The sequence below is a fragment of the Alkalibacterium sp. s-m-28 genome, from assembly GCF_054658175.1.
The window spans coordinates 1-20,587 of record NZ_BAAGIQ010000039.1; the positions used below are offsets into that span (position 1 = coordinate 1).

General features: G+C 44.9%; 20 protein-coding genes and 1 other annotated feature. Of the genes, 2 read left to right on the plus strand and 18 right to left on the minus strand.

Annotation, left to right across the window (positions count from 1 at the left end):
- Window positions 1-218: 218 nt before the first annotated feature.
- The 11 genes from ispE to ACYQ4S_RS06880 all read right to left on the minus strand — a co-directional run bounded on the left by ispE (window position 219) and on the right by ACYQ4S_RS06880 (window position 11,144).
- Entirely contained in the window at window positions 219-1,067 is an 849-nt protein-coding gene (gene ispE / locus ACYQ4S_RS06830; protein WP_346025071.1) for a 4-(cytidine 5'-diphospho)-2-C-methyl-D-erythritol kinase, read from the minus strand.
- 161 nt (window positions 1,068-1,228) lie between these two features.
- Complete coding sequence (locus tag ACYQ4S_RS06835; RefSeq protein WP_091265911.1) at window positions 1,229-1,486, minus strand: Veg family protein; 258 nt, start codon at window positions 1,484-1,486, stop codon at window positions 1,229-1,231.
- 204 nt (window positions 1,487-1,690) lie between these two features.
- The gene (thiW, locus tag ACYQ4S_RS06840) at window positions 1,691-2,212 is read right to left on the minus strand and encodes an energy coupling factor transporter S component ThiW (RefSeq protein ID WP_346023618.1); all 522 of its coding nucleotides are present in this window, start codon (window positions 2,210-2,212) and stop codon (window positions 1,691-1,693) included.
- Window positions 2,213-2,427: 215 nt separating this feature from the next.
- The gene (gene tnpA / locus ACYQ4S_RS06845) at window positions 2,428-2,898 is read right to left on the minus strand and encodes an IS200/IS605 family transposase (RefSeq protein ID WP_459770194.1); all 471 of its coding nucleotides are present in this window, start codon (window positions 2,896-2,898) and stop codon (window positions 2,428-2,430) included.
- Window positions 2,895-3,101 carry a hypothetical protein gene (locus ACYQ4S_RS06850; RefSeq protein ID WP_459770195.1) on the minus strand — a complete coding sequence of 69 codons (207 nt, stop codon included), beginning with the start codon at window positions 3,099-3,101 and terminating at the stop codon, window positions 2,895-2,897. The genes tnpA and ACYQ4S_RS06850 overlap by 4 nt, the downstream gene beginning before the upstream one ends.
- A gap of 177 nt (window positions 3,102-3,278) precedes the next feature.
- Window positions 3,279-4,181 carry a 16S rRNA (adenine(1518)-N(6)/adenine(1519)-N(6))-dimethyltransferase RsmA gene (gene rsmA / locus ACYQ4S_RS06855; RefSeq protein WP_459770197.1) on the minus strand — a complete coding sequence of 301 codons (903 nt, stop codon included), beginning with the start codon at window positions 4,179-4,181 and terminating at the stop codon, window positions 3,279-3,281.
- A complete protein-coding gene (gene rnmV, locus ACYQ4S_RS06860; RefSeq protein ID WP_346024468.1) occupies window positions 4,174-4,743 on the minus strand; it encodes a ribonuclease M5 in 570 nt (189 codons plus the stop codon). The genes rsmA and rnmV overlap by 8 nt, the downstream gene beginning before the upstream one ends.
- 4 nt (window positions 4,744-4,747) lie before the next feature.
- A complete protein-coding gene (locus ACYQ4S_RS06865) occupies window positions 4,748-5,518 on the minus strand; it encodes a TatD family hydrolase (RefSeq protein ID WP_459770199.1) in 771 nt (256 codons plus the stop codon).
- A gap of 122 nt (window positions 5,519-5,640) precedes the next feature.
- The gene (gene metG, locus ACYQ4S_RS06870; RefSeq protein ID WP_459770201.1) at window positions 5,641-7,668 is read right to left on the minus strand and encodes a methionine--tRNA ligase; all 2,028 of its coding nucleotides are present in this window, start codon (window positions 7,666-7,668) and stop codon (window positions 5,641-5,643) included.
- A gap of 95 nt (window positions 7,669-7,763) precedes the next feature.
- Window positions 7,764-8,588, minus strand: coding sequence for a Cof-type HAD-IIB family hydrolase (locus tag ACYQ4S_RS06875; RefSeq protein ID WP_459770203.1), 825 nt, complete (start codon window positions 8,586-8,588; stop codon window positions 7,764-7,766).
- A gap of 144 nt (window positions 8,589-8,732) precedes the next feature.
- The gene (locus ACYQ4S_RS06880) at window positions 8,733-11,144 is read right to left on the minus strand and encodes a glycoside hydrolase family 31 protein (protein WP_459770204.1); all 2,412 of its coding nucleotides are present in this window, start codon (window positions 11,142-11,144) and stop codon (window positions 8,733-8,735) included.
- A 174-nt stretch (window positions 11,145-11,318) separates the two neighbouring features.
- Window positions 11,319-11,525 (plus strand) — a binding site (T-box leader).
- A gap of 73 nt (window positions 11,526-11,598) precedes the next feature.
- Here ACYQ4S_RS06880 and ACYQ4S_RS06885 point away from each other — a divergent pair.
- Together ACYQ4S_RS06885 and tyrS are read left to right on the plus strand one after the other, a co-directional pair.
- A complete protein-coding gene (locus ACYQ4S_RS06885) occupies window positions 11,599-11,730 on the plus strand; it encodes a hypothetical protein (RefSeq protein WP_281241333.1) in 132 nt (43 codons plus the stop codon).
- 61 nt (window positions 11,731-11,791) lie between these two features.
- Window positions 11,792-13,057 (plus strand): tyrosine--tRNA ligase, encoded by a 1,266-nt coding sequence (gene tyrS / locus ACYQ4S_RS06890; protein WP_346024473.1) that lies wholly within the window; start codon window positions 11,792-11,794, stop codon window positions 13,055-13,057.
- Between the two features lie 223 nt (window positions 13,058-13,280).
- Here the strand turns inward: tyrS and ACYQ4S_RS06895 are convergent, their stop codons facing one another.
- The 7 genes from ACYQ4S_RS06895 to ACYQ4S_RS06925 all read right to left on the minus strand — a co-directional run bounded on the left by ACYQ4S_RS06895 (window position 13,281) and on the right by ACYQ4S_RS06925 (window position 20,217).
- On the minus strand, window positions 13,281-14,246 hold the full coding sequence (locus tag ACYQ4S_RS06895; RefSeq protein ID WP_459770206.1) for a DUF1002 domain-containing protein: 966 nt from the start codon (window positions 14,244-14,246) through the stop codon (window positions 13,281-13,283).
- Window positions 14,247-14,511: 265 nt separating this feature from the next.
- A complete protein-coding gene (locus ACYQ4S_RS06900) occupies window positions 14,512-15,165 on the minus strand; it encodes an SDR family oxidoreductase (RefSeq protein WP_459770208.1) in 654 nt (217 codons plus the stop codon).
- Between the two features lie 105 nt (window positions 15,166-15,270).
- Window positions 15,271-16,053, minus strand: a complete 783-nt coding sequence (locus ACYQ4S_RS06905; protein WP_091265935.1) for an ABC transporter ATP-binding protein — start codon at window positions 16,051-16,053, stop codon at window positions 15,271-15,273.
- 36 nt (window positions 16,054-16,089) lie between these two features.
- A complete protein-coding gene (locus tag ACYQ4S_RS06910) occupies window positions 16,090-17,040 on the minus strand; it encodes an ABC transporter substrate-binding protein (protein WP_346024582.1) in 951 nt (316 codons plus the stop codon).
- A gap of 13 nt (window positions 17,041-17,053) precedes the next feature.
- Window positions 17,054-18,097, minus strand: a complete 1,044-nt coding sequence (locus ACYQ4S_RS06915) for a FecCD family ABC transporter permease (protein ID WP_459770210.1) — start codon at window positions 18,095-18,097, stop codon at window positions 17,054-17,056.
- 1 nt (window position 18,098) lies between these two features.
- Window positions 18,099-19,157 carry a FecCD family ABC transporter permease gene (locus ACYQ4S_RS06920; RefSeq protein WP_459770212.1) on the minus strand — a complete coding sequence of 353 codons (1,059 nt, stop codon included), beginning with the start codon at window positions 19,155-19,157 and terminating at the stop codon, window positions 18,099-18,101.
- Window positions 19,158-19,197: 40 nt separating this feature from the next.
- Complete coding sequence (locus ACYQ4S_RS06925) at window positions 19,198-20,217, minus strand: NAD(P)/FAD-dependent oxidoreductase (RefSeq protein ID WP_346024579.1); 1,020 nt, start codon at window positions 20,215-20,217, stop codon at window positions 19,198-19,200.
- Window positions 20,218-20,587 lie beyond the last annotated feature (370 nt).

Genomic DNA, 20,587 nt, shown 5'->3' on the forward strand with positions numbered 1-20,587 from the left:
ATTTTGATACAAAGTGAGCCCCTCCTATAATTTCTGTTGGTACTTCAATTATAGCCGGTGGGGCTCATTTTGTCTTTAAAAAAGAAACATCCCTCGACCATTTTTTTCTCAAAATCGGTCGAGGGATGTATTCATTTTAGGGGAGTTTTTTCCCAGCTCTTAATTTAGTCATTCTAACTTTTCGAGTGTGAAAAAAAGAGTCTTGTCTGAACCGTTTTTCAACTGATCGTACGTACTAAGTACACTTCCTTGCAGAATCCCTTGAGCCCATTGACTATGCGACGGGCTTTGGAAAGATTTTGTGTCAGCCCATAAACAGTCGGCCCTGTTCCGCTCATCAAGGCAGTATCTGCACCGAAACTGCTCATTTTTTCTTTGATTTCCTTTATCATATGATTTTGTTCAACAGCTTTCTCTTCCAGTGCATTTCCGGTTGCTTTGATGATGCGCTTATAATCTGACTGTATCACGGCCTCTTTCATTTCATTCACGTCGAAAACAGGCAGATTAGCAACATCAAGATCTTTAAAAACAGTCCAGCTGGATATGCCTTTTGGCGGCTTGACTATAATAACCCAGGCATGAGGAAAAGAAGGAAGGGGTTCAACTTTTTCGCCTCGCCCAGTTACATAAGCGGTCTGGCCGTATACACAAAAAGGGACGTCCGACCCGATCTGTTCCCCCAGCTCAGCCAGCTCATCAAGAGTCAGGTTAAGTCTCCACAGGCGATTTAGGGCCCTTAAAGTAGCTGCCGCATCGGCACTGCCTCCCCCTAGACCGGCTGCGATCGGGATATGCTTATCAATAAAGATATCTGCACCATATCTCACTCCATAAGTGCGTTTCAGAAGAAGCGCAGTCTTGTAGACAATATTCTTTTCATTAAGCGGCATAAATGAACTCGAAGAATCCAGAGTGACAGCTTCATCAGTCAATTTAAAAGTCAGCCTGTCCGCCAGATCTACGGGTGTCATCACCATTTCCATCTCATGAAAGCCATCCGGACGCCTGCTCAAGACATTTAAACAGACATTGATTTTAGCAGGGGCTTTTTCATATTCCTCCATTACATCCCTCCTCATGAAAAGTCTGATTCTTTCTCTATTGTAGAACAGTTAGGCAATATTTTAAAAAGAAAAACCTTTATACTGAGGAAAACTCCTCATTCACGGGCTGTTTCAGGGTATAAAAAAAGTAGTATAATGTGACATTATACTACAATCTGTAACTAGTTTAAGATAACTTCTCTTTCATCTTCAAATTCCAGTTCGACTGAATGTGTCAGTACGTCCGTGTAGCTGTATGAGACGCGTTCAACGGCGTTCTCGTCCTGATCGAGTTCTACAACAAAAACCGCAGGGTACGTATCAGTTAAAATCCCTTTGCGTTCTGTCGTTTTCTTTCTTCCCGCCTGGGCAATCAGAGTAATTTCTTTTCCAATGTGACTGTCCAAGTTTTTCTTGATGCTAGCTAAAGTAGTTGGCATAATCGACTCACCTCACAAAGTATTAACTATACTATACCACAAAAAGACGAAAATTGTAAGCCAACTTTAAAAATAAAGATAGGATTTCCTTAAATCATTAAAAATAAATGAGCTAAGAGAACCCTATAATAAAAGTTATTTCATAGTTTTCATTAATACTTTAACTACAATTCCATGAGAACAGCACTGGTGAAATGTTCGGATTTACCGTTCCTTCTCCCTGTCCTGTAAAGAAAGGAGTCTGGAAAAGGCGCTGGACTTTTTCATCTGATATGCGAGGATCACCCCTGCAATGGTTCCAATCAGTGCGCTGATGAAGAACACCGGAACGAATCCGAATAAGGCAGCCTCCGCATCAAGAAAAAGTCTTGCCACCGGGTAACTCACCAGTGCACCAAAAATACCCGTACCGACCAGTTCTCCTGCTCCTAAAAGATAAAATTTCTTTCCTTTTCTGAAAAGATAGCCTGACAGAAACGCTCCAATCATGCTTCCTGGAAAAGCAAGCAGTGAACCTGTTCCTGTTATGTTTCTCAATACAGAAACACCAAATGCCTGCGCGAGACTGTACCAGGGCCCCAGAAGGAAGCTGACAATAATATTCATAAAATGCTGAAAAGGTGCAGCTCTGACGAATCCCAGCGGAATGATGATCAGACTTCCTCCAATATAACCGATTGCAATGGATAGGGCAGTAAAAACAAGGGCCAGTGTCCGTTTGTTCATTTTCATTCTTCCTTTCTTTGTCTGCAAAAAAACACTTCCCTTAACTGGATTCATCAAGGCGGAAGTGCAGAAAGGCAGCATGAATCAAAACCACCAGTGTGAACTGGTGGTTTGCTCTGCGGCTGAAAGCCTCTCTTACCGGCCTCGGCCTGAAAGGCCCACTGAGTGGGTTTCCCTTATGCACCACACTTACTCACTGATTCTAAAAGAATCGTTTATTTTTTCTTGTTCTTATGTCCGGTGAACGGATCATATTCTTCGAATAATGTCAGTTGATCGCTCATATAGTCTTCTCGAAGCTGATTCCTAATATACTCTTCGATCTGTTTTCTATTTCGACCGACTGTGTCGACAAAATACCCCCGACACCAGAACTTTCGATTCCCATATCGGTATTTCAAATTGGCATGTCGATCGAAAATCATCAGGCTACTTTTTCCTTTCAAATACCCCATGAACTGAGATACACTCAACTTTGGTGGGATACTAACTAACATATGAATGTGATCCTTGCACGCATTCGCTTCGTGTATTTCCACTCCTTTTCTCTGACAAAGTTCTCGGATAATCTCACCGATGCTCTGTTTATACTTGCCATATATTATCTGTCTTCTGTACTTGGGTGCGGAAACGATGTGATACTTACATCTCCATTGTGAATGTGCTAAACTGTTCTTGTCCTTCATGGGACGCCTCCTTCAATGATTTGAGTAAGTGGTCGGGAAACCAACTTTATCTTATCATGAAGTGAGGCTTTTTTTGACCCCACGCTGAAAGCTATCCTGAACCCCCGGCATAGCCGGGGGTTTTCAAAGTACAGAATAAGCTGTGTGTCAGTATAGACACTGGACTGGGCCGCACTGGCCACAAGCCCCATATCTTTTATCATACTTCACCCATTCCCTCCGCTGGTATCATCCAGTTCAGGTAACGACAGACCAGTACGATCTGTTAGGGATAAGGCTTATTCGCCACTTTCAGAACTACTCACGGAATGCTATCCGCCAAGAACTCTCCCAGGGTCAACGTATTTAATTGTGTCATGAGTTTTTCTTTGTTAAGCGTACTATTTTTTATCCTCGAATACAAGATTCAAGTCAGACAACGCATTTGCCAGTCGGGCAAACTCGTCTATGTCGAGTGTCTCGCCTCTTCGCTTTGGATCGATTTCAGCCTGTTCGAGAGCCTTAGCAATAATCTCTTTCGTATGTTCATCTTTTCCTAAAACACTTGTCAAATTGTTCCATAATGTTTTTCTTCTCTGCACAAACGCAGACCGGACCAGTCTGAAGAACAAGGGCTCGTCTTTCAAATCGGTCAGCCTTGTCGATTTTTCAGTCAGCTTGATGATGGCCGACTCAACATTCGGCTGGGGCATGAAGACTGTTTTAGGGACCGTAAAGGCAATCTCTGCATCCATATAGTACTGCACGGCAATCGACAGCGATCCATAGGCTTTCGTACTCGGAGATGCCGATATGCGGCTGGCTACTTCTTTCTGCATCATCATAATCATACGGTCAATATGCATGCCTGCTTCCAGAAAACGCATAATGATCGGTGTTGTAATGTAATACGGGAGATTAGCCACGAGAACGACTTCTTCTGCCTCGCTCAGATAGTCTGCTTCAAATGCCTTGAGATCCACTTTCAGGACATCAGAATGAATTATTTCGATATTCTTATAAGCAGACAAGGTATCATCAAGGACAGGAATCAGCCGGTCATCAATTTCAAAAGCTATGACTTTTTTGGCTTTCTTTGCAAGCTGTTCGGTCAGCGCTCCGATTCCCGGACCGACTTCGATCACCGTTGTTTTCTTTGTGACTTTTCCAGCCTTGACAATTTTACCGAGGATATTCGTGTCCACAATAAAATTCTGCCCCAGGCTTTTTTTGGCGGACAGATCATATTTGCTTAGTATCTCTGCTGTTCTCACAGGCGTTGCTATTTCTCTATATTCAGTCATGAGATGATTCCTTTCTAATCTCTTCAAGTGCATCTGCTACCTCTTTTTCCGTAATCCCGAACATATTCAGCCGTTTTTCCAGCTGCTTTCCATTAGTATAGCCTATGCGCAGACGATTCCCCAGTTTCTCTCTCAGCAGGCGGGCATCGGATGTCCCGATCAGGTTGTGTCTGATCAGGAAAGACTTTGTTACGGTTGGGGCATTATCAATTCTTTCTTCTACTACCTTGTCCAGAGCCTCTCTTATGGCGGTTACGGAAGCGTGTTCGATCCCTATGTTTTCACGGGACTTTCCCTGCTTTCTTGCTTCGTCTCTTGTCAGAAAGGCGTGCTTGACTCCGGGGATCCGTTGAGAAATAATTTTCCTTATCTGTTCACCAGGACCGTCCGGGTCGGTAAAGACGATGACCCCACGCGTTTCGTGTGCATGCTCGATCTGAACAAGGGTCAGGTCGTTGATTGCCGATCCATTGGTTTCGATCGTGTCACAATCAACAGACATTTTCAGACGCTTTGTATCATCTCTGCCCTCTACAACTATAATCTCTTTCAGTTTTTTCACTCGGCTACCCCTTCAGTTTGAATAAATCACGTGCATTCTCAGTGGTCAGTCGAGCAACTTCTTCGAAGGGCATCTGTCTAAGTGAGGCAATTTCTTCTGCTACATACCGGACATAAGCCGGTTCATTCCGCTTGCCTCTGTTCGGCATCGGAGCAAGATATGGGGCGTCCGTCTCAACAAGCAGTTTGTCTGCCGGGACATGCCGGGCGACCTCCTTGACTTCCGGTGCATTTTTAAAGGTGACGACTCCACTCAAAGAGATGTGCATACCGATATCAAGAAATTTTTCCATCCAATAGGTATCCAAATTGAAGCTATGCATAATTCCGCCAGTATCACCGGCATGTTCCTCTTTCAACACCTTATACGTATCTTCAGTCGCTTCACGGTTATGGATACTGATCGGTAGATTCAGCTCTTTTGCCACACGGACCTGACGACGAAACACATCCTGCTGAACGGATTTTGGAGCAGTATCCCAGTAGTAATCCAGACCCATTTCTCCCATGGCTACAACGGTCTCATCCGACAGCCTGTCGATCAGATATGCTTCGACTTCATCAGAGTATGTCCCAGCTTCAGTAGGGTGCCATCCAATAATGGCATAAAGCCCATCATGCCTATGAGTCAGTTCCAGGGCTTTATCGATCGTCGGATAATCGAATCCGACAATCGCAATCTGGTCTACCCCGTTTTCATGGGCTCTTTTTATTATCTCGTTCTCTTCACCTTTAAATTTATCTACATTAATGTGTGTATGTGTATCAAATAACATCTCATTTATCCTTCCTGTATGCTTCTTTGTCTGTCATCCTGTTCAGAATACACTATCCTCAAAAAAATTCCAATAAAGCAGGTTGATCACTCACCGCTTTACTGGAATTTTTGACTGTCAGATCAGGCTACGACAGACCCGTTCGGCATATGTGCCGGCGCATCGACAACAGTCAGGTTGCCTTTAGAATCTTCAGCTGACAGGATCATGCCCTGGCTGATTTCTCCACGCATCTTTCGTGGTTTCAGGTTGGCTACGATCACAACTTTTTTACCAATCAGCTTGTCCGGTTCAGGATAAAACTCAGCAATGCCCGACAGAATCTGACGGTGTCCGCCTTCATCGCCTGCATCCAGCCTGAATTTCAGCAGCTTGTCTGCATTTTCAACTTTATCTACAGCAATGACTTCGGCTACTTTCAGCTCGACCTTATCGAAAACATCGTACTTGATTTCCTTTTCTTTTACAGAAGTAAGCTGAGTTTTTTCCGGGTCAAATGCCTCTTCTTCTTCAGTTTCTACTGTGGCTTCCATCCAGCTTTTGATTTCTTCAACTTCACTTTCAACATCCAGACGAGGGAAGATCGGCTCTCCTTTAGAAACAACTTGTCTGCCTTCCGGGAAGTGTTCGAAATTCACTTTATCAAAAGTCAGGTCAGACTCGTCCAGTCCCAACTGTGTGGCAACAGATTTAGCTGTGTTCAGCAGGATCGGCTGAAGCAAAGTCGCCGTGACTCTTAAGCTTTCCGCCAGGTGAGTCATGACACTTTCAAGCTGATGTTTCTTTTCTTCATCCTTTGCCAGAACCCAGGGCTGAGTTTCATCAATATATTTGTTTGTACGGGAAACAAGTTTCCATACAGATTGCAAGGCTGAGCTGAACTGCATCTGATTCATGTTCAGGTCATACTCATTGACCGTCTCCAGTGCCTGCAGTCTCAATTCACCATCAAAGTCGGTGACATCGCCTTTGTAAGCAGGGATATGTCCATCAAAGTATTTATTCATCATGGCAATGGTCCGGTTGAGCAGATTACCTAGGTCATTTGCCAGATCGTAATTAATGCGGGATACAAAGTCTTCAGGAGTGAACACCCCGTCACTGCCGAACGTCACTTCTCTCATCAGATAGTAACGGACTGCATCGACGCCATAGCGCTCAACCAGTTTCTCCGGATAAATCACATTCCCTTTGGACTTGGACATCTTGCCGTCTTTCATAAGAAGCCAGCCATGACCAAATACTTGTTTCGGCAGAGGAAGATCCAGTGCCATCAGCAGAATCGGCCAGTAGATCGTATGGAATCGGACGATTTCCTTCCCGACCATATGCACGTCTGCAGGCCAATATTTTCTGAACTGTTCCGGCTGGGCATCAAATCCGCCTAAATCCGGGTCATATCCCAGAGCTGTAATATAGTTGGTCAGCGCATCAATCCATACATAAATGACGTGTTTAGGGTTCGAAGGAACAGGCACTCCCCAGTCGAAAGTCGTACGGGACACAGCCAGATCTTCAAGTCCCGGTTTGATAAAATTATTGATCATTTCTTTCTTACGTGATTCAGGTTGAATAAATTCAGGGTGCTCCTCATAGTACTGAAGCAGACGGTCAGCATACTTGCTCATTCTGAAGAAGTAAGACTCTTCCTTGACCCATTCCACTTCATGACCACTCGGCGCAATGCCTCCAGTGACATTACCTTCAGCATCTTTAAAGACTTCCGTCAGCTGTGTTTCAGTGAAGAATTCTTCGTCAGAAACAGAGTACCAGCCAGCGTAGTCCCCAAGATAGATGTCCCCTTTTTCAAGAAGCTTCTCAAATATCTTTGCTACCACCGTTTTATGCTCTGGCTGTGTCGTACGGATAAACTGATCGTTAGAAATATCCAGTGTTTTCCACAGAGACTGGATGCTTTCTGCCATCTCGTCCACATACTCCTGTGGGGTCTGATTTCTCTCATTAGCTTTCTTTTCGATCTTCTGACCGTGTTCATCTGTTCCAGTCAGGTAATACGTGTCGAATCCTTTTAAACGTTTAAATCGGGCCAGCACATCACAGGCAATTGTTGTATAGGCATTACCTATATGAAGATTTCCACTCGGGTAATAGATTGGTGTTGTTATATAAAAAGTTTGGCGTTCAGACAAGTGAATGTCCTCCTTTAGATTTATCTTAGGCATCGTCAGGCCTCATGTATACTTGATTAGTATAGCACAGCTCATATCGCTCTAAAAGTTCAGGTTTAGATCAGACCCAAGTGTTTTAATCCTTTAGCTATCCCATCCTGGTCGACTGGTGCTGTCACATGACCTGCGGCCTCTTTTATTTCATCCCAGCCGTTGCCCATCGCTACCCCTGTATTGACGTAGTCCAGCATTTCCTTGTCATTCGGACTGTCTCCGAAAGCATAGGTATCCTTCTGATTGAGGTTGAGCTTCTCCAGAAACTTCTGGATTCCTACAGCTTTGGAAATCCCTTCACTGATAATATCGACCGTGTAGTGATTGGAACGTGCAAAATGCAGCTCCGGAAACTCTTTACTGTAATGCTTCTCTTCATCCATGGATGTTTCTAAAATAACCTGATAGATCGGCTTACCTTCATATTCTTCTGGATTAGGCGGTTTTCTGATCAGACGCTTGAACAGCGACAACTGAAGGTGTCCTGGTATGATCTTGCCCAGCCCTTTAAGAACTGTCCACACAGAACTTCTTTTAGCTAGAGAAACGATCGAGTTGCTGAAGATATCCTTCGCTCCACAGAGAATGATCCCGTTTTTGCGTTCCACTGCTTTCTCAGTCAGACGATCTACAGTCTCTTTTTGAATAGGATTATGAAAAATCACTTCCCCTTCATGCATGACAAGCTGACCGTTCATTGCAATATAGCTTTCGATGCCGAGCTCCTGTCTGATTTCTTCAATGAGAATCGGTGCCTGTCCTGTAGCAATCACAGGAATGACATCATTTTTTTTCAGCTGATCGATGGCTTTCTTTGCAGATTCAGGGATGGTATTACGTTTAGTCACTAATGTTCCGTCTATATCAAAAAATACGATTTTAGTCATCTGAGCCGTTCCCTTTCCTTTTTACTTCCTTATTATTGTATCACGTATTGCTTTGTGTATGTATGATTATGGAAAGAAAAAGCCATTCTTCTCTGGTCTATACCCAGAAAGAAGAATGACTTCTTTTCTTTATATCTGTTTCATTCAGCTGACATCATCAGGATTTGCCCAGACGATTTCACTGATTGCTTCCATCAGGTCCGGATCGATATCCAGAGCAAGCAGTGCACTGATTACTCTCCCACTCGATTTACCTTTGACGATCGTACTGTAAATGTTCTCTTTCTCACTTGCTTCGATTTGAGCACGGTCCAGGAATCGGAAGAGTTCTCCGTGCATATCGTTTTTCTTAAGTTCCACTCCTTTAAAGTATAGAGTGTACTGAGCATCAGACGGCTGCTCAGGGATCACGATCTTAGTAACTTTTCCTTGTCGTGTCACCTCGGCCTCCACTTTATCATCATTGACATGGACTTCAGGCATTCGAGTGCATTTAAATCCTATCAGTGATATAGTGAACTGCCTGTTTTTCGGAAGGACATCAATATTCCCTTCAGGACTGCTGATCTGGAACATTGCCCACTCGTCTCCATTCTCTTTCCATTTCAGAGACATCTTAGTTGTAGCGGCTTCGCTTCCCTGACCTAGTCCATCATCTTCATATAATGTGAAATTACCGTCTTCTCCGGCATAAACTCTGACTTCCATATTCTCAGGGTTGTCTATATGATTCTGATGACTCTGATCCATCGGAACAATTCCCCCAGCCTTCACAAATACAGGGAAAGTGGACATCGGTCTGTACACGTCAAGCATGCGGTCGCCCTCATAGCTGCGGTTGTTAAAGAAATCGTACCATTTTCCTTCAGGCAGCCAGACTTTCACTTTTCCTAACCGCAGATCATCTTTCGTTGGTGTCGTAATCGGCGCGACGATCATCTGAGTACCAAAGTAATACTGATTTGGTACATCATACGCTTCATCTTTCCAAGGATAGTGATAATACATCGGTCTGATCAACGGAAAGTCATCAAAGTGATTCAATACATTCATAGTATACAGGTAAGGAACCAGACGATGGCGAAGCTGCATGAAATCTGTCACGATGCGGTCCGCTTTCTGTCCATATCTCCATGGCTCTTTCCCGCTGAATTCCCCGTTCTGACTATGCAGACGATTGATTGGGGAGAAGACGCCGAACTGGACCCATCTGACGAACAGATCATTGTCTTTGATTCCGCCCATATGCCCGCCGATATCATGGCTCCACCAGCTGTAGCCTACATTGGAAGCTGTTGCTGTAAAATAAGGCTGGAAGTGAAGAGAATCCCATGTTGCGGCAGTATCTCCTGAAAAACCGATTGGATAACGGTGTGAACCGAGACCTGCATACCTTGAGAAAATAAGCGGACGATTACCGTTTCGCCCATGATCAAGGAAGTGGTAGTGATTGAGCATCCACAGTGGGTCCAGTCCTTCAACTTTTGTCACACTGCCTTGCTGCCAGTCGATCCACCAGAAATCTACCCCGATTTCTTCATGAGGATGGTGCAGATACTTGAAATAGGCATCTAGAAATTCAGGATCGGCGATATCGAACCGAATGGGCTCGTTCTCTTCAGCATTGACGCCGAGTTCCTTAGCCATTGGTTCATACATTTCTTCAAATGGCTGGACGCCGTTGGCCGGGTGCAGATTAAGTGTTGTGCGCATGCCATTATCCTTGAGCCAAGTCAGAAATTCTTCCGGATCGGGGAACAGTTCAGTATTCCAAGTGTAACCGGTCCATCCTGATCCGTATTCCGGTGGGATATCTGTCACATGCCAGTCCATATCGATGACAGCCACTGAAAATGGGATTTGTCTTTCCTGAAATTCGAGCATCAGACGTTTGTATCCGTCTTGACTGTATGGGTAATAACGGCTCCACCAGTTCCCTAATGCGTATCTCGGGAGGAGTGGCGTCTTTCCTGTCAGATAATGATAGTCCTTCAGGGCACCTAGGTAATCCCGACCATAGCCTAGGAAATACATGTCAGTCACATTCTTCGGACGCTTCTCTACCCAACCGTCTTCTGTCAGACGCATAGATGTACTGTCATCAAAAACTGAAAAACCGTCCTTGTTCATCAGTCCTTCTTCCAGTTCAATAGCTCCATCAGCGAAATCCAGGGTTCGTGCCGTCCCTTTCAGGGTATCAGGTTTATCTCCAAAATACCATGTACTGTGGTACAGACTGTAATTACCTATTGCTTCAATATTTAAATTATTTCGTGTAAAGCCACCCTCGGTCTTGTAAAACATCAGGTGAACATGTGAGGTGATGATTTCAATATATTCATCTGTTTCTTTTAAATTATATTCGGGCGTGTCAAAATCTCTGTTCAGGACTGTCTGAGTTGCCTCATCTTCAAAAATCCCTTCAGGGTGATGTTCTAATCGGATCATTGCAGGGGTAAGTACAGTAAACCGATAATTTTCCCAGGTTACAACGGACTCATCCGGTGCCAGGGGGTGTGTTTCCATTTTGAATGTTTCTGTTCTATTCTTTACCAAGCGCAGTCATCCTTTCCTCGTCTAACATAACTATATTTTAACATACCAGAAATGATCTGCCAGTTTTAAGTGTTTTACATTTATTAATAAAAACATAAAATCCTGTCTTTTGGATATGAGCTAAATGAGTATATTGACTATTCCCTTTATATCCTTTATACTGACCACTATAATATTTCAGCGATGAATAGGCACAGTAGTGCGTTCTGTTTCATAGTAATTTCAGAGAACGGGTGGCTGGTGAAAACCCGTATGGACGAACGGCACGAATTACACCTAGGAGCACTCTCACTAGAGACGCATCCCGGCGTTATGGGAATGAGTGAAAGTGGATTTTTCTACTTTAAACTGGGTGGTACCACGGCACTGTTCGTCCCGACATGAAGCATAGGCTTTTTGTGGGGCTTTTTTTATATCTTTATTTAGCTGATACTTGAATTTAAGGAGGTTGCTTATGTTCAAAACCCATGATTATTACGATATTCTTCATTTTGGGGTTTACTGCATCAGTATGGTACGTGAACGATATTGGCACTTATTCAGAGTACTGGATGACAGCTATGGCAGCACATCCATTTTCAACTGACACTATACATGGTGTTTCAATCATCTAGACCAATAGAATACATTATTAAAGGAGATTCAAAATGACTATACTAGACGAACTTGAATGGCGCGGAGCCATCAACCAGCAGACAGATGAAGAAGGGCTGAAATCCCTGACTGAAGAGAAAAGTATTGCCCTTTACTGCGGAATCGACCCGTCAGGTGACAGCATGCACGTCGGCCACCTGATCCCATTCATGATCCTTAAACGATTCCAGCTTGCCGGTCATAAACCGGTGATTCTGATTGGTGGTGGAACAGGGTCTATCGGAGATCCAAGCGGGCGTAATTCTGAACGTGTCCTTCAGACAATGGATAAAATCATGGATAATGCAGATAAGCTGAGTGCTCAGATGCGCAAGCTTTTCAAAGCAGGGTCAGAAGAGTCCGGTATTAAGCTGGTTAACAACTACGACTGGCTGAGCGGTCTGTCTTTCCTTGATTTCCTGCGTGACTTCGGAAAAGAATTCAACATCAATACGATGCTGGCCAAAGATGTCGTGTCCAGCCGACTTGACACCGGTATCTCCTTTACAGAATTCAGCTACCAGATTATTCAGTCAGTCGACTTCCTACATCTATTCCAGAATGAGGGTGTCCAGCTGCAGATCGGCGGATCTGATCAATGGGGTAACATTACTGCTGGTCTGGACCTGATCCGGAAAAAAGAAGGTGCCGAGGCTAAGGCATTCGGCCTTACAATTCCTCTATTACTGAAGGCTGACGGGACCAAATTCGGAAAATCTGCGGACGGAGCGATCTGGCTCGATCCGGATAAAACCACGCCATACGAATTTTACCAGTTCTGGTTCAATCAAGATGACCGAGATGTTGTGAAATACCTGAAATACTTCACTTTCCTGACCAAGGATGAAATCGACGAACTGGCGGAGCAGGTGGAGACCGAGCCGCATAAACGTGCTGCTCAAAAAGCACTGGCTGAAGAAATGACACGATTTGTGCACGGTAAGGAGGCGCTGGATGAAGCAATCAGCATCTCACAGGCTCTCTTCTCAGGTGACATTCAGGACCTGACAGCCGATCAGATCGCTACGACATTTAAAGATGTCCCTTCATCTGAAGCTGCTAAGGGTGAACACAATCTTGTCGAACTACTGGTTGACATTACAGGCATCGAGCCGTCACGACGCCAGGCTCGTGAAGATATAAAAAATGGAGCGATTCGTCTGAAAGGCAGCCAAATACAAGACGTTGATTACGTTGTCAGCGAAAAAGACAGCTACGACAACCGCTTCATCATCGTCCGTAAAGGTAAGAAAAAATACTTCCTGATCAATCTCGTGTGATTTTTTATCTAAATATAAAGCCGCTGCTATTTAAAAAGGTAGTAGCGGCTTTTTTGTATGGGTATAGAGATTTTGGTCTTCTTTATTCTTATCCCCCCCTTAGTCAGTTTTGTACAGCTCAATTCTTCCAATCAAAAAAAAAGCCTCAGGCTCAGCTTAAGAAAGAGATCGTTCTCTTTACACGCTGAGCTTAAAGCTTATAATTTCAATATCTGGTAAATAATTAGTTGAACAGGCCTCTGATTGCTTCCCAGATTTGTCTGAAGAAGTTGCCGATCTGATCGACTAGTCCGCTGTCTTCTGCCTGCTGCCAAGCGTCTCCAAAACGATCACGCAAGTTACCGGACAACTGTTCCAGCTGTTGTCTGACTTGAGCTGAATCAATCGCCCCAGTTTGCTGATAGCGTTCAAAGAATGCCAAGAGTCGATCAACCTGATCCTGAGAAATCACAGATTGAAGATTATTGTTTTCCAATGCATCATTGATGATCTGTTCGATTTCTTCCCTCGTAGCCAGTTCATCCTGACGGTCCCGTAGTTCTGCCAAATGCTGCTTGATTTCAACAATTGCCTGATCCAGACGGCTGGAGTCGAATTCCTCTTCATCCGCATTTTCCTGAGCAATCTGATTCGTCGTTTCCAGTTCCTCCTGTGCAACCTTCATACGGTCCTGATCCAGTTCCTCACCGTTTACATCGAACGCTTTATAAATTCCAGTCAAGGCACTTTCGCCAGTCACCGGGCGGATACTGGCTACCATGATGGTCACATCTTCTACTCCGGCAGTAATGGCTGCATTGCTGTATTGTTCTTCAGTAATCTGAGTGATATTATCCGGGGTTTTGTTGATAACATTGACACCATGTCCTTCATTTTCCCTCTGGACCAGAACAGATGAGATCATGCTGGCCGTATTCCCGGAGCCTGTACCCAGATAGTTCTGAAGGTCTTCACCTGTTACAGCAACGCTGGCTACATTATCCATGCTGTCTATGCCTAAAAGGTCAGCCGTTTCTTCGATCTGGGCATCATTCAACCCGCCGCCATGGACATATGTGGGAAGGCCCCATGCTTCGTTGACAACGCTTGTGTCGATGCCTTCAGAAGCCTGTGCAGAAGGCATCATCAGCACAGCTGATGCAGTCAATGCGATACCTGCAGCCATCAGTTTTTTTAATTGTTTCTTCATATTTAATTCTCTCCTTTGTATAACTCATTCAAACAAACTATTTAATCTAGACTACAGTATACCACCAACAAAAAAATTTTCCTATGTAATAAAAGCAGCCGCCGGAGAGACCCCAGCAGCCGCTTCAGTCCCAGGAACACGCCAAGAACATTGACCGACTGCACTTTATCGAAATCATTGACATCCTGATCCCTCATTATCATAAAGGGGAACATACGCTGATTGTTCCCTTGCTGTCTATCCTTAGACTACGCAGTTTATAGGCTTATAATTTGGTCAGTGCATCACTGATTTCGTCTTTACCAGTGACCAGGTCGAATGCTTTTTTGTAGGTTGCTTCCGTATCAAGACTGGCTGCTATCACTTTAGCCACATCTACTCTAGGGATACTAAAGTCATCTGGTGTACCGATATCAGTACTGGCTGTTACCGTTCCGATTGAGTCTTCGTTTTCCAGCATACCCGGGCGGACGATCGTATAGTTCAGACTTGAATCCATCAGCCACATATCAGCGTAATGCTTGGCAACATAATACGGTTTGATTTCTTCGTTCCATTGATCACGGTCATCTGCTTTAAAGGCACTGACCATGACAAACCGGTCGATTCCAGCTGCTTTCGTCGCTTCGACTGTTTTCACTGCCCCATCCAGATCGATCAGCAAGGTCTTGTCTGCACCTGTACTGCCTCCAGAACCGGCAGTAAAGACAACAGCATCGATGTCAGTCATGCGTTCTTTAATTTTGTCGACTGAATCTTCCAGATTACCCAGCCTGGCTTCTACGCCTTTGTCTTCAAACTCCTTCACTTGTTCTTCTTTTCTGACAAAAGCTACTGGTTTATGCTTGCCTTCTTCTTTAAGAATATCGACTAGGTGACGGCCGATCTGACCGTTTGCTCCGACTATCAATACGTTCATTAATATCGCTCCTTTAAATTTTATCTCCAATCTTACCATAACAAAAAGGAAATCATTCTTCCAAAGATAAGCTTACTTTTTGGAAGAAGATTCCCTCATGATTATTTATATTAAGTGATAGGTCAGGCAGGCTGGTTTTTTTGTTGATGGATCCTGAACGATTTGAGCATCGATATCGAAGACGTCTCTCAGCACCCCATTGGTCATAACTTCTGACGGTTTACCCGCTTTGATGATCTTTCCGTCTCTTAACGAGATGAGATAGTCTGAAAAGCGTGATGCATGATTCAGGTCATGCAGAACCATAACGATCGTCTTGTTCTGATCCCGGTTCAGTTTCTCCAGCACCTGAAGCACATCCAGCTGATGCGCCAGATCCAGATAGGTCGTTGGTTCATCGAGCAGCAGGATATCCGTATCCTGAGCAAGGGCCATTGCGATCCAGACGCGCTGGCGTTGTCCACCTGACAAGGCATGCACATAACGGTCCGCGTATTCCAGCAAATTTGTCTCTTTCAGTGCCCAGTGGATCATTTCCCAGTCTTTTCCTGAGAGCTGCCCAAATCCTTTCTGATAAGGCGACCGGCCATAGGATACCAGATCCTTGACTGTCATTTCTTCAGGCGTATGCGGTGACTGAGCCAGTATGGCTATTTTTTTGGCGATACTTTTAGTGGACTGCTGATGGATAGCTTTTCCGTCGAGGAGTACAGACCCGCTTGATGGCTTAAGCAGTCGAGCAATTGTCTTCAGAATCGTCGACTTCCCGCAACCGTTCGGTCCAATGATGCATGTGATTTTTGAATCCGGAATCGTCAGCTCGAGCCCGTCGACGATCAGTTGACGTCCGTACCCGATAGACAAGTCATCTGTAGATATCCGTGACACGCTACCCACCCCTCCTTTACTATTAGTTAATATATTTTACTGCTGCAGGCTGCTGTCAATATGCTCCAGCACCTGCTCGTTAGCTATTGGTCCATAATACAACCAGGCTGACTGCGAGTCAAATGTGTATACATTGTCATTTTCGACAGCAGGTATATTCTGCCACAACCGGTCTTCCATGAGTTCGCTTTCAGCATCTGAGATAAGGAAGAGATGATCAACATCCATTTCAGCCAGCTCCTCTAGTGAAACAGCAGACCAGTCTGCATCATCAGACAGCTGATCTACGACATCAGGAATATCAAACCCCGCATCCCCGTATAGGACAGAGCCACTCGAACGTTCGGGATGAACAACAAACAGACTCGTATCGATCATCCAGATCGCAGCGGCTGACTCACCTTCTGCAGTTTCCTGAACTAGAGACGCTGTTTCCTCAGCCCTGGCATCGTAAGACTCGATAACTGAAGCTGCTTCGTCTTCTCTGTCCAGAACCGTACCGATTTCTCTCATTGTTTCTCTCCAGCTTGTTGGACTGGCATTTAGAACATAAGTCGGTGCAATCAAGTTGTACTGGTCCACCATATCCTGTTCGATCTGATCACGGATAAGAATCAAATCAGGTTCAACTGACATGACGGATTCGTAAGGTAAATCATACGGAATCGTCTGCACATCAGCCAGATCGTCTTGAAGATAAGACTGAACGCCCTCTCCATCATTGATCGACCACTGCGCAACAGGTGTGATGTCAAGTGCTGTAAGGTAGTCTTCAAGATAAGAAGCAAGCACTGCTTCCGGATCTTCCGGGATTTCTACTTCGTTCCCCAGTCCATCTGTCAGAACACGCGGGCCTCCACTTTCCTGTACCTCTTCTGTTGCTTCATCTGTTCCATCAGCCGGATCCAGTTCAGTATCTTCCTCGTTGTTCCCGCAGGCCGCCAGAAGTAAAGTCAGTGATAATGTACCTAAAACTAGTTTTTTCATCATATTTCCTCCATTATTCTTTGATAGTTATTAATAGATAAATAAAGTAAGGGGCACCGATTACAGAGACAATCAGGCCGACAGGTATTTCAGATGGTGCAAGTATTGTACGTGCCAATGTATCGGACAGGACGATCAGAATGGCTCCGGTCACAGCTGATACAGGAATCAGCCGCTGAAACTTTCCTCCGACCAGCCTTCTGGCCAGATGAGGAGCGATCAGGCCGACAAAGGCGATGCCCCCGGCAGCTGATACACTTGCTGCGGAAAGTCCAACGCCTATGGTCAGCAGCTTGATCCGTTCTTTTTCAATCGCTGTGCCTAGTCCTACAGCCATCTCCTCACCGAGCTGCATGACAGACAGCACTCTGGCTTTATACAAAGATAAAGGGATGAATATCAGGATCCACGGAAGCAGTCTCAGGACAGCAGCCCAGGAAGCATTCCAGATTGAGCCTGAGAGCCAGATCAGTGCCCTGTTAAAGTCACTTTCACTCATTCTAAGCTGAACAAGCAGCAGAGCCGCAGAAAAGCCGGCATTTACTCCGATACCGACCAGAACCAGTCGAATCGGCGTGACCCCTTCTTTCCATGCAAGCACATAAATAAGTATGGCAGCTGAGATGCCTCCGATAAATGCTGCAAAAGGCAGGCCAGCATTTAGCCATACGGGTGGCTGATCCTGATTCAAAGTCAAAAGATAAAGGTATAGAACAGCAAAAAATCCTGATCCTGAATGGATGCCGATGATCCCAGGGTCTGCCAGGCTATTCTGAGTGACGCCTTGAAAAATAGCACCAGCCGTAGCCATTCCAGTTCCCACCAGTACGGCCAGTACAATGCGCGGGAGACGGAACTGATACAGGAGAAGCTCATGGGAAGCTGTACCGGCGCCCGTAACTGTCAACCAGATATCAGCTGGTGTCAAGGCCATATAGCCTGACGCCAGACTGACCATGACGAGAACGCCTAAAAGACAGATTAGAAAAAGAAAGAGCCAGGCACTTCGCTTGAACGCTTTATCTTTATAAGGTGACGATTGCTTTGATCGATCCATTTCAGCCTCTCCCTTCTTTTCTAGCCAGTAAAAGGAAAAATGGCACACCGATCAGTGCAGTCAAGGCCCCGACAGGCGTCTCGTAAGGCGGATTGATCGTTCGAGCTGCAATATCTGCAAGAACAAGCAGACCAGCGCCGAAGACAGCAGAGCCTGGTATGACCCATCTGTAGTTCATTCCCATGACTTTTTTCGCAACATGAGGAATGACCAGTCCGACAAATCCGACCGTACCGGCGATCGAGACGGCTGCACCAGTTAAAATCAAGACAACAAGAACTGAAACGAACTTGATCCAGCCAATTCTGATTCCAAGTCCCTTAGCCATCTCCTCTCCAAGCCCCATGATTGTCAGTGACCGAGACAGCGCGAAGGCAGTGATCAGTCCGGCAAATGCCAATATGCCGATCACTCTGACGCTTTCCATTCGAACTCCCGCGACTCCGCCTGCAAACCAGAAGCTGATGTCTCTGGCGACATTGAAATGGATGGCAATAATCGTCGACATGGACTGGAGAAGTGCGCTGACCGCAGCTCCAGCTAGAGCCAGCTTAACGGGAGTCAGTCCACGTTTACTGAAGGAGCCGATAAGAAAAACCATTCCGGTCCCTAATCCTGCTCCAGCAAAAGACCACAGGATCAGTTGCCAGTAACTGGACTGGGGATGAAAAGCAAAAGCAACAGCAATCATGAAAGCTGATCCTGATGTCACCCCCATAATGGACGGTGAGGCCAGCGGATTAAGTGTGAGTGCCTGCATGATAACACCAGACACAGCAAGAAAGGCGCCAACCAGAGCGGCCGCAAGAATACGCGGAATCCTCAGGTCTCTGATGATGACGTGACTCGTACTGCTTGAGTCAAAAGCGGTAAAGGATTCTAATATATCTCGCCACCCGATATCAGAGACTCCTATAGAAATAGAAGCAATCATAATCAGAACCAGCACTACTATACTGGATATTAAAATAAGAGCGGCCGGATGAGGGGCACTCAGTCGCTTCATCAGCCGCTTCTGTGTCTCTTTTTTTGTAAGCTGGTCCTTTCTGATCTGTTCCATAATACGCCCTTTTCTTTTGATTCAATTATTTCGTTCGCGTTTATTTCTCCTGCAGGCCTTTATGAAAAGATGACATGATAACTTCAGGAGTTTCAGCAGGAAGAAGCGTTGACTTGATCTGATTGACTGCATTGATGGCATCCTGGAATGCACCGGCAATCAGCCTGACTTTCCCTTCATAATCAACAATGTCTCCAATAGCATAAATGCCTTCCACGGAGGTCTGCATCTGTGTATTTCCTTCAATATAGTAGTTGTCTTTCAAGTTCAATTTCAGAGTTTTTTCCTGATAGAAATTCGGCTCACTGTCAAACCCGATATTGACGATCAGTTCATCAAGTGACAAAGTAAACAGCTGACCAGTCTGGCTGTTCCTGACTTCTATGGCCTGAATGTCGGTTCCCTGATCGTCAGGTATCAACGTTTCTATTGAAGTATAAGAATGTATTGCCACATTTGATTCTTTCAGTTTTCTAAGCTGAGACTCATGCGCCCGAAAGGTGTCGTTTCTGTGAATCAGATGAAGTTCATCTGCCGTTTCTTTCAGTTCATTGGCCCAGTCGATAGCTGAATTTCCTCCTCCGACAATGACAACTTTTTTTCTTGAGAAGTCTTCTATACGAAAAATTCTGTAATGCAGATTTGTCTGTTCATAATGTGATGCTTTATGCATGGCCAGTTTTCGTGGAGACACTAGACCGCCTCCGACAGCTATGATTACAGACCGGCTGTAGTAGCATGCTCCAGATTCGCTGATCACTTTAAATAAGTTTTCTTTTAATTTTTCAATATTCACTATTTTCTCTTTAAGTATGATTTCCGGATCGAACAAGGTTCCCTGTTCTTTCAGGTAAGACATGACATCTGCCCCGTGTGTAGGAGGCATGCCCCCTATATCCCAGATTCTTTTTTCCGGATAGAAATGAAGCTTCCCACCCAACGTTTCTTTCACTTCAATCAGACGTACAGAGAGATCCCTCATGCCTGCATAAAAGGATGCGTAGAGACCTGCCGGCCCGCCACCTATTATCGTGCAGTCTGTTATTTTTGTATTATCCATTGTAGCCCTCTTCAATAATTGAGAATGATTATCACTTTCATATAAGTTATACCATTCACAAAGTAATGTGTCAAGATGACATCCGCTTAAGACCGGTGCTTTCGTCTTCTTTTCCCCACCCTGGTTTACAATCGAGTAGGAGGTAAATAATTAATTTATTTACCGTCCTCTCACACCACCGTGCGTACGGTTCCGTACACGGCGGTTCAATAATTTAAATATCTCTATCGCTCGTACAAATGGATTAAATCTCTTAATCCCCATTCTACGAACTTTTTATTTGTTAATGCTCGGTGTATGATTTCAGTTCGTGAAATTCGCCAGTAAGCCTTTCGGCTAGCTGCTGTTTTAAGGGCATCGTCATGACCGA

What these genes read in the sequence shown, in the direction of transcription:
- ispE (WP_346025071.1), bottom strand. Translation starts at nt 1,067, where the DNA reads ATGGAGGAATATGAAAAAGCCCCTGCTAAAATCAATGTCTGTTTAAAT.
- ACYQ4S_RS06835 (WP_091265911.1), bottom strand. Translation starts at nt 1,486, where the DNA reads ATGCCAACTACTTTAGCTAGCATCAAGAAAAACTTGGACAGTCACATT.
- thiW (WP_346023618.1), bottom strand. Translation starts at nt 2,212, where the DNA reads ATGAACAAACGGACACTGGCCCTTGTTTTTACTGCCCTATCCATTGCA.
- tnpA (WP_459770194.1), bottom strand. Translation starts at nt 2,898, where the DNA reads ATGAAGGACAAGAACAGTTTAGCACATTCACAATGGAGATGTAAGTAT.
- ACYQ4S_RS06850 (WP_459770195.1), bottom strand. Translation starts at nt 3,101, where the DNA reads ATGATAAAAGATATGGGGCTTGTGGCCAGTGCGGCCCAGTCCAGTGTC.
- rsmA (WP_459770197.1), bottom strand. Translation starts at nt 4,181, where the DNA reads ATGACTGAATATAGAGAAATAGCAACGCCTGTGAGAACAGCAGAGATA.
- ACYQ4S_RS06865 (WP_459770199.1), bottom strand. Translation starts at nt 5,518, where the DNA reads ATGTTATTTGATACACATACACACATTAATGTAGATAAATTTAAAGGT.
- ACYQ4S_RS06875 (WP_459770203.1), bottom strand. Translation starts at nt 8,588, where the DNA reads ATGACTAAAATCGTATTTTTTGATATAGACGGAACATTAGTGACTAAA.
- ACYQ4S_RS06885 (WP_281241333.1), top strand. Translation starts at nt 11,599, where the DNA reads ATGTTCAAAACCCATGATTATTACGATATTCTTCATTTTGGGGTTTAC.
- tyrS (WP_346024473.1), top strand. Translation starts at nt 11,792, where the DNA reads ATGACTATACTAGACGAACTTGAATGGCGCGGAGCCATCAACCAGCAG.
- ACYQ4S_RS06895 (WP_459770206.1), bottom strand. Translation starts at nt 14,246, where the DNA reads ATGAAGAAACAATTAAAAAAACTGATGGCTGCAGGTATCGCATTGACT.
- ACYQ4S_RS06900 (WP_459770208.1), bottom strand. Translation starts at nt 15,165, where the DNA reads ATGAACGTATTGATAGTCGGAGCAAACGGTCAGATCGGCCGTCACCTA.
- ACYQ4S_RS06910 (WP_346024582.1), bottom strand. Translation starts at nt 17,040, where the DNA reads ATGAAAAAACTAGTTTTAGGTACATTATCACTGACTTTACTTCTGGCG.
- ACYQ4S_RS06915 (WP_459770210.1), bottom strand. Translation starts at nt 18,097, where the DNA reads ATGGATCGATCAAAGCAATCGTCACCTTATAAAGATAAAGCGTTCAAG.
- ACYQ4S_RS06920 (WP_459770212.1), bottom strand. Translation starts at nt 19,157, where the DNA reads ATGGAACAGATCAGAAAGGACCAGCTTACAAAAAAAGAGACACAGAAG.
- ACYQ4S_RS06925 (WP_346024579.1), bottom strand. Translation starts at nt 20,217, where the DNA reads ATGGATAATACAAAAATAACAGACTGCACGATAATAGGTGGCGGGCCG.